Genomic DNA, 5,923 nt, shown 5'->3' with positions numbered 1-5,923 from the left:
GGTGGACTGGGCGGCGCTCACGGCCGTCCCCGCCCACCGCCGGGTCGAGCTGCCGACCTACGCGTTCGACCGGCGCCGGTTCTGGCTCGACGCGGGCGTCGGCGCGACCGACGCGACCGGCCTCGGCCAGGGGGTCGCGGACCACCCGCTGCTCGGCGCGATGGTGGAACTGGCGGGCGGACACGGTTCGTTGTTCACCGGCCTGCTCTCGCTCGACAGCCACCCGTGGCTCGCGGACCACGTCGTCCTCGACACGGCGGTCCTCCCGGGCACGGCCTTCCTGGAGCTCGCGCTGCACGCGGGCCGGCGCGCCGGGTGCGAGCGGGTCGAGGAACTCTCCCTGGAAGCGCCCCTGGTCCTCCCCGGACACGGCGGACTCCAGCTCCAGCTCTGGGTCGAGGCCCCCGACGCCGACGGGCGCCGGGCCGTCGCGATCCACTCGCGGCCCGACACCGGCGACCCGGGCGAGCCGTGGACCCGGCACGCCGTGGGCACCCTCGCCCGCACCCCCGGCACCGAGTCCGCCGAATTCGCCGAGTCCGCCGAAACCGGACAGCCGCCCGCCGACGCGGCCCCCGTCCCCCTCGACGGCTTCTACGACTGGCTCGCCAACACCGGCGTCACCTATGGCCCCGCCTTCCACGGCGTGCGCTCCGCCGCCCGGCACGGCGACGAGGTCCACGGCGAGATCGCGCTGCCCGAGGCCGTCGCCCACGAGGCCGACCGGTTCGGCGTGCACCCGGCCCTGATGGACGCGGCCCAGCACCTGCTCGGCATCGCCGCGTTCGCCGACCGTGCCGAACCCGGCTCCGGACCGCTGTCGCTCCCGTTCTCCTGGCGCGACGTCCGCCTCGTCACCCCCGGCGCCTCGGCGACCCGGGTACGGCTGCGGCGCACCGGGCCGGAGTCGGTGTCCCTGACCCTCACGGACGCCACGGGCCGTACGGTCGCCGAGGTCGGGTCGCTGTCCGTACGCCCGGTCTCGCCGGAGAAGCTGCGCTCCGCCACAGCCGCGCGGCACGACCCGCTCCACGCCGTCCGCTGGACCCCGCTGCCGCGACCGGCCGAGGACGCCCCGGCCCCCGCCGCCGGGTCCTGGGCGGTCGCCGGGGTCGCCGGGGACGCCGCGCGGCTCGCGGGCCGCCTGGGCGCCTCCCTCCACGCCGACCTCGCCGCGCTCGCGGCCGCGCTCGACGCCGGGCTCCCCGCCCCGGAGGTCGTCGTCCTCCCCTGGCCGGACACCGCCGCGGACGTCCCGGATCTCCCGTCCCGGGAAGCCGTGCACGCCGCTGTCGGCCGCGCCCTGCGGCTCGTGCAGGACTGGCTCGCCGAACCGCGCTTCGCGGCCGCGCGCCTGACGGTGGTCACCCGCCGGGCGGTGTCCGTGGACGACGACGACCCCGTCCGGGACCTGGCCGCCGCGGCGGTCGGCGGACTGGTCCGCTCCGCGATGTCGGAGAACCCGGGCAGGATCGTCCTGGTCGACATGGACGACGACGAAGCGTCGGTCCGCGCGCTCGCCGCCGCGGCCTCGGCCGCCGCCGCGTCCGGCGAACCGCAACTGGCCCTGCGGGCAGGCACGCCGTACGCCCCGAGGATCACCCGCACGACCCCAGCCGATGCCGCCGGACCCGCCTTCGACCCCACCGGAACGGTCCTCGTCACCGGCGGCACCGGAGCGCTCGGCGCCCTGGCCGCCCGGCACCTGGTCGTGGCCCACGGCGTACGGCACCTGCTCCTGACCAGCCGCCGGGGCCTGCGGGCCCCCGGCGCCACCGGACTGGCCGAAGAGCTGACCGCGCTGGGCGCCACGGTCGAGATCGCCGCCTGCGACGTCGCCGACCGGGACGCGCTGGCCGCGCTGCTGGCCACGATCCCGGCGGAACACCCCCTGCGCGGCGTGGTGCACACCGCGGGCGTCGTCGACGACGGAGTGATCGGCGCCCTGACGCCCGAACGCGTCGGCACCGTCCTGCGCCCCAAGGTGGACGCGGCGACGCACCTGCACGAACTCACCCGCGGCCTGGACCTGACCGCCTTCGTGCTCTACTCGTCCGTCGCCGGTGTCATCGGCAGCCGCGGACAGGCCAACTACGCGGCGGGCAACGCGTTCCTGGACGCCCTCGCCCAGCACCGGCGGGCCCACGGGCTGCCCGGCGTCTCCCTCGCGTGGGGTCTGTGGGAGGAGGAGAGCGGCCTGATGAAGGACGACTTCACCACCACCGACCGGCAGCGCATCAACCGCAGCGGCGTGCTCCCGCTCTCCGACGCGCAGGGCCTCGCCCTGCTCGACGCCGCGCTCGTCCAGGGCGAGGCCCTGCTCGCACCGGTCCGCCTCGACCTCGCGGCCCTGCGGCGGCTCGACGACGAACTCCCCATGATCCTCAGCGGGCTGGTCCCCGCCCGCCGCCGCTCCGGCGGCGAGGACGCGCGGAAGCTCGCCCGGCGGCTGGCCGGCCGTCCGGAGGCCGAGCAGGCGCAGCTGCTCACCGACCTCGCCCGCCGACAGGCCGCGCTGGTCCTCGGCCACCCCGGCCCCGAGGCGGTCGGCCCCGAGCGCGCCTTCACCGAGCTGGGCTTCGACTCGCTCACCGCGCTGGAGATGCGCAACCGCCTCAACGCCGCCACGGGCCTGCGGCTCCCGGCGACCGTCCTGTTCGACTACCCCAACGCCACCGCCCTCGCGCGCTTCCTGCGCACCGAATTGCTGAGCCTGCCCGAATACACCCGGGCCGCCCCGGCTCCCGTACCCGCCCGGACCGTGGACGAGCCGATCGCGATCGTCGCCATGAGCTGCCGCTTCCCCGGCGGCATCGCGAGCCCCGAGGACCTCTGGCAGTGCGTGGCCGACGGCGTCGACACGGTGTCGTCCTTCCCGACCGACCGGGGCTGGGACCTGGACGGGCTGTACGACCCCGACCCCGACCGGTCCGGCCGGTGCTACACGCGCGAGGGCGCGTTCCTGCGCGGCATCGACCGCTTCGACTCCGAACTCTTCGGCATCTCGCCGCGCGAGGCACTCGCGATGGACCCGCAGCAGCGCATGCTGCTGGAGATGTCCTGGGAGGCGTTCGAACGCGCCGGCATCGACCCGGTCTCCCAGCGGGGCAGCAACACCTCCGTCTTCGCCGGGCTGATGTACTCGGACTACGCCGCGGGCCGCGTGCTGGACGTCGACGACGAACTGGAGGCGTACATCGGCAACGGCAACTCCTTCGGCGTCGCGTCCGGGCGCGTCGCCTACACCCTCGGCCTGGAGGGCGCGGCCGTCACCGTCGACTCGGCGTGCTCGTCCTCGCTCGTGTCGCTGCACTGGGCGAGCCACGCGCTGCGCACCGGGGAGTGTGACCTCGCCCTCGCGGGCGGCGTGACGATCATGTCGACGCCGAGCGTGTTCGTGGAGTTCGCGCGCCAGCGCGGGCTCGCCGCCGACGGCCGCTGCAAGTCCTTCGCGGCCGGCGCGGACGGCACCGCCTGGGGCGAGGGCATCGGCATGCTGCTGCTGGAGCGGCTGTCGGACGCGCGCCGCAACGGGCACCCCGTCCTCGCCGTCGTCCGCGGCTCGGCGGTGAACCAGGACGGCGCGTCCAACGGCCTCACCGCGCCCAACGGCCCCTCGCAGCAGCGGGTGATCCGGCAGGCGCTGGCCAACGCGCGGCTGTCCACGGACGACGTGGACGCGGTCGACGCACACGGCACGGGCACGACCCTCGGCGACCCGATCGAGGCCCAGGCGCTCCTCGCCACCTACGGGCAGGGCCGCCCGGACGACCGCCCGCTCTGGCTCGGCTCGGTGAAGTCGAACTTCGGCCACACCCAGGCCGCGGGCGGCGTGGCGGGCGTGATCAAGATGGTCATGGCCATGCGGCACGGGCTCCTGCCGAAGACCCTGCACGTGGACGCGCCCACCCCGCACGTCGACTGGTCGGCCGGCCGCGTCGAACTGCTCGCCGAGGCCCGGCCCTGGCCCGAGGCGGGCCGCCCGCGCCGCGCGGCCGTCTCCTCGTTCGGGATCAGCGGCACCAACGCGCACGTCATCCTGGAGGAGGCACCGGCCTCCGACGCCCCCGCCGCTCCTGTCACCGAGGCACCGGCGGGCGTCGGCGGTGTCGTGCCCTGGGTGCTCTCGGCCCGTACCGAGGGCGCGCTGCGGGACCAGGCACGGCGGCTGGCGGAGTGGACGGCCGCCCGCCCCGGGGCCGAACCGGCGGACGTGGCATGGTCCCTGGCCTCCGGGCGCGCGACCCTGGAACGCCGTGCGGTGGTCCGGGGCCGCGACCGCGCCGAACTCGCCGCGGGCCTGCGCGCGCTGGCGGACGGCACGGCGTCCACCGCCCCCAACGTGGTCGCGGGCGGCACGGGCGGTCCCGGCACCACGGCCGCCACCGGGCCGGTGTTCGTCTTCCCGGGACAGGGCTCGCAGTGGACCGGCATGGCGGCCGAACTGCTGGAGCGCGAAGCGGTCTTCGCGGACACGGTCGAGCACTGCGCGGCGGCGATGGACCCGCTGACGGACTGGTCGCTGACGGAGGTGCTGCGGGACCGCTCCGGCGCCCTGCTCGACCGGGTCGACGTCGTACAGCCCGCGCTGTTCGCCGTCATGGTCGGACTCGCCCGCTGGTGGGAGTCCTGCGGAGTGCGCCCGGCCGCCGTGATCGGCCACTCGCAGGGCGAGCTCGCGGCGGCGCATGTGGCGGGCTTCCTCTCCCTGGAGGACGCGGCCCGCCTGACGGTGCTGCGCAGCCGGGCTCTGCGGCGGGTGTCGTCGATGGGCGGCGGGATGCTGTCGGTCGGGGTGTCGGCCGAGCGCGCCGCCGAACTCGTCTCCGGCGACGACGTACTGTCGCTGGCGGCGGTCAACGGCCCCACCGGCGTGGTGCTCTCCGGCCCCGTCGAGGCCCTGTCGAGGATCGCGGCCGACTGCGAGCGCGAGGACGTCCGGGCACGCTGGATCCCGGTCGACTACGCGTCCCACTCACCCCACATGGAAGCGCTGCGGGACGACTTGCTGGCCCTGCCGGACGCCGCCCCGCTCGCGGGCCGGGTGCCGATGTACTCAACCGTGACCGGCGAGGCCGTCACCGACCCCCAGGCGCTGTCGGGCCCGTACTGGTACGACAACCTCCGCAACACGGTCCGCCTGGACGCCGCGGTGCGTGCGGCGGTGGCGGACGGGCACACGGTGTTCCTCGAATGCAGCCCCCACCCCGGACTCGTCGTGCCGCTGGAGGACCTCGTCGCCGAGGCGGGCACCGGTGGCGGCGTCCTGCACACCCTGCGGCGCGGCGAGGGCGGCCCCGACCGGCTCGTCGCCGCGCTCGCCACCGCCTTCGCCCACGGCGTGCCCGTGGACTGGGCCCGCCTGCTGCACCGGGACGGCGTCCGCCGCGTCGACCTGCCCACCTACGCCTTCCAGGGCCGCCGCTACTGGCTCGACCCCGACAGCGGAACGGCCCTGCCGGGCCGCGCGAAGCGGACCGCCGCCCCGAGCGGCGACCCGGTGGACGGCACGCTGTGGGACACCGTCACGGCGGCCGACGCACAGGGACTGGCCGAACTCCTCGACATCCCCGAGGACGCGCCGCTGCACGAGGTCCTGCCCGCCCTGTCGGCCTGGCGGACGAGCCGGAAGGCGGACGCGGTGGTGCGCTCGTGGCGCTACGCCGAGCGGTGGGAACCCTGGACGGACGCCCCCACGGCCGCCGTCGGCCCGACCGGGCGCTGGCTCGTCCTCGCGCCCGCGGACGACGGCCTCCGGGCCGCCGTGACGGACGCGCTCACCGGCGGCGGCGCCGAAGTCGTCGCACCGGACCCCGGCCACGTCCCGGCCGGGCGCGACGGACTCGCCGCGTGGCTGCGGGAGACCGCACCCACCGGCGTCCTGGTGCTGCCCGCCGCCGACCCGGCGGAGACCGACCCGACC

The 5,923-nt window shown here is 76.5% G+C and carries 1 protein-coding gene; it reads left to right on the top strand.

The window, feature by feature from the left end:
- Positions 1 to 5,923: type I polyketide synthase (locus tag K6I34_RS29755; RefSeq protein ID WP_229330622.1), on the top strand; the 5,923-nt coding region annotated here is incomplete at both ends.

This window comes from Streptomyces sp. UNOC14_S4 (assembly GCF_020740835.1).
Lineage (GTDB): Bacteria > Actinomycetota > Actinomycetes > Streptomycetales > Streptomycetaceae > Streptomyces.
The sequence above is the reverse complement of the archived record's forward strand: the minus strand, read 5'-3'. Positions and strand labels throughout refer to the sequence as shown.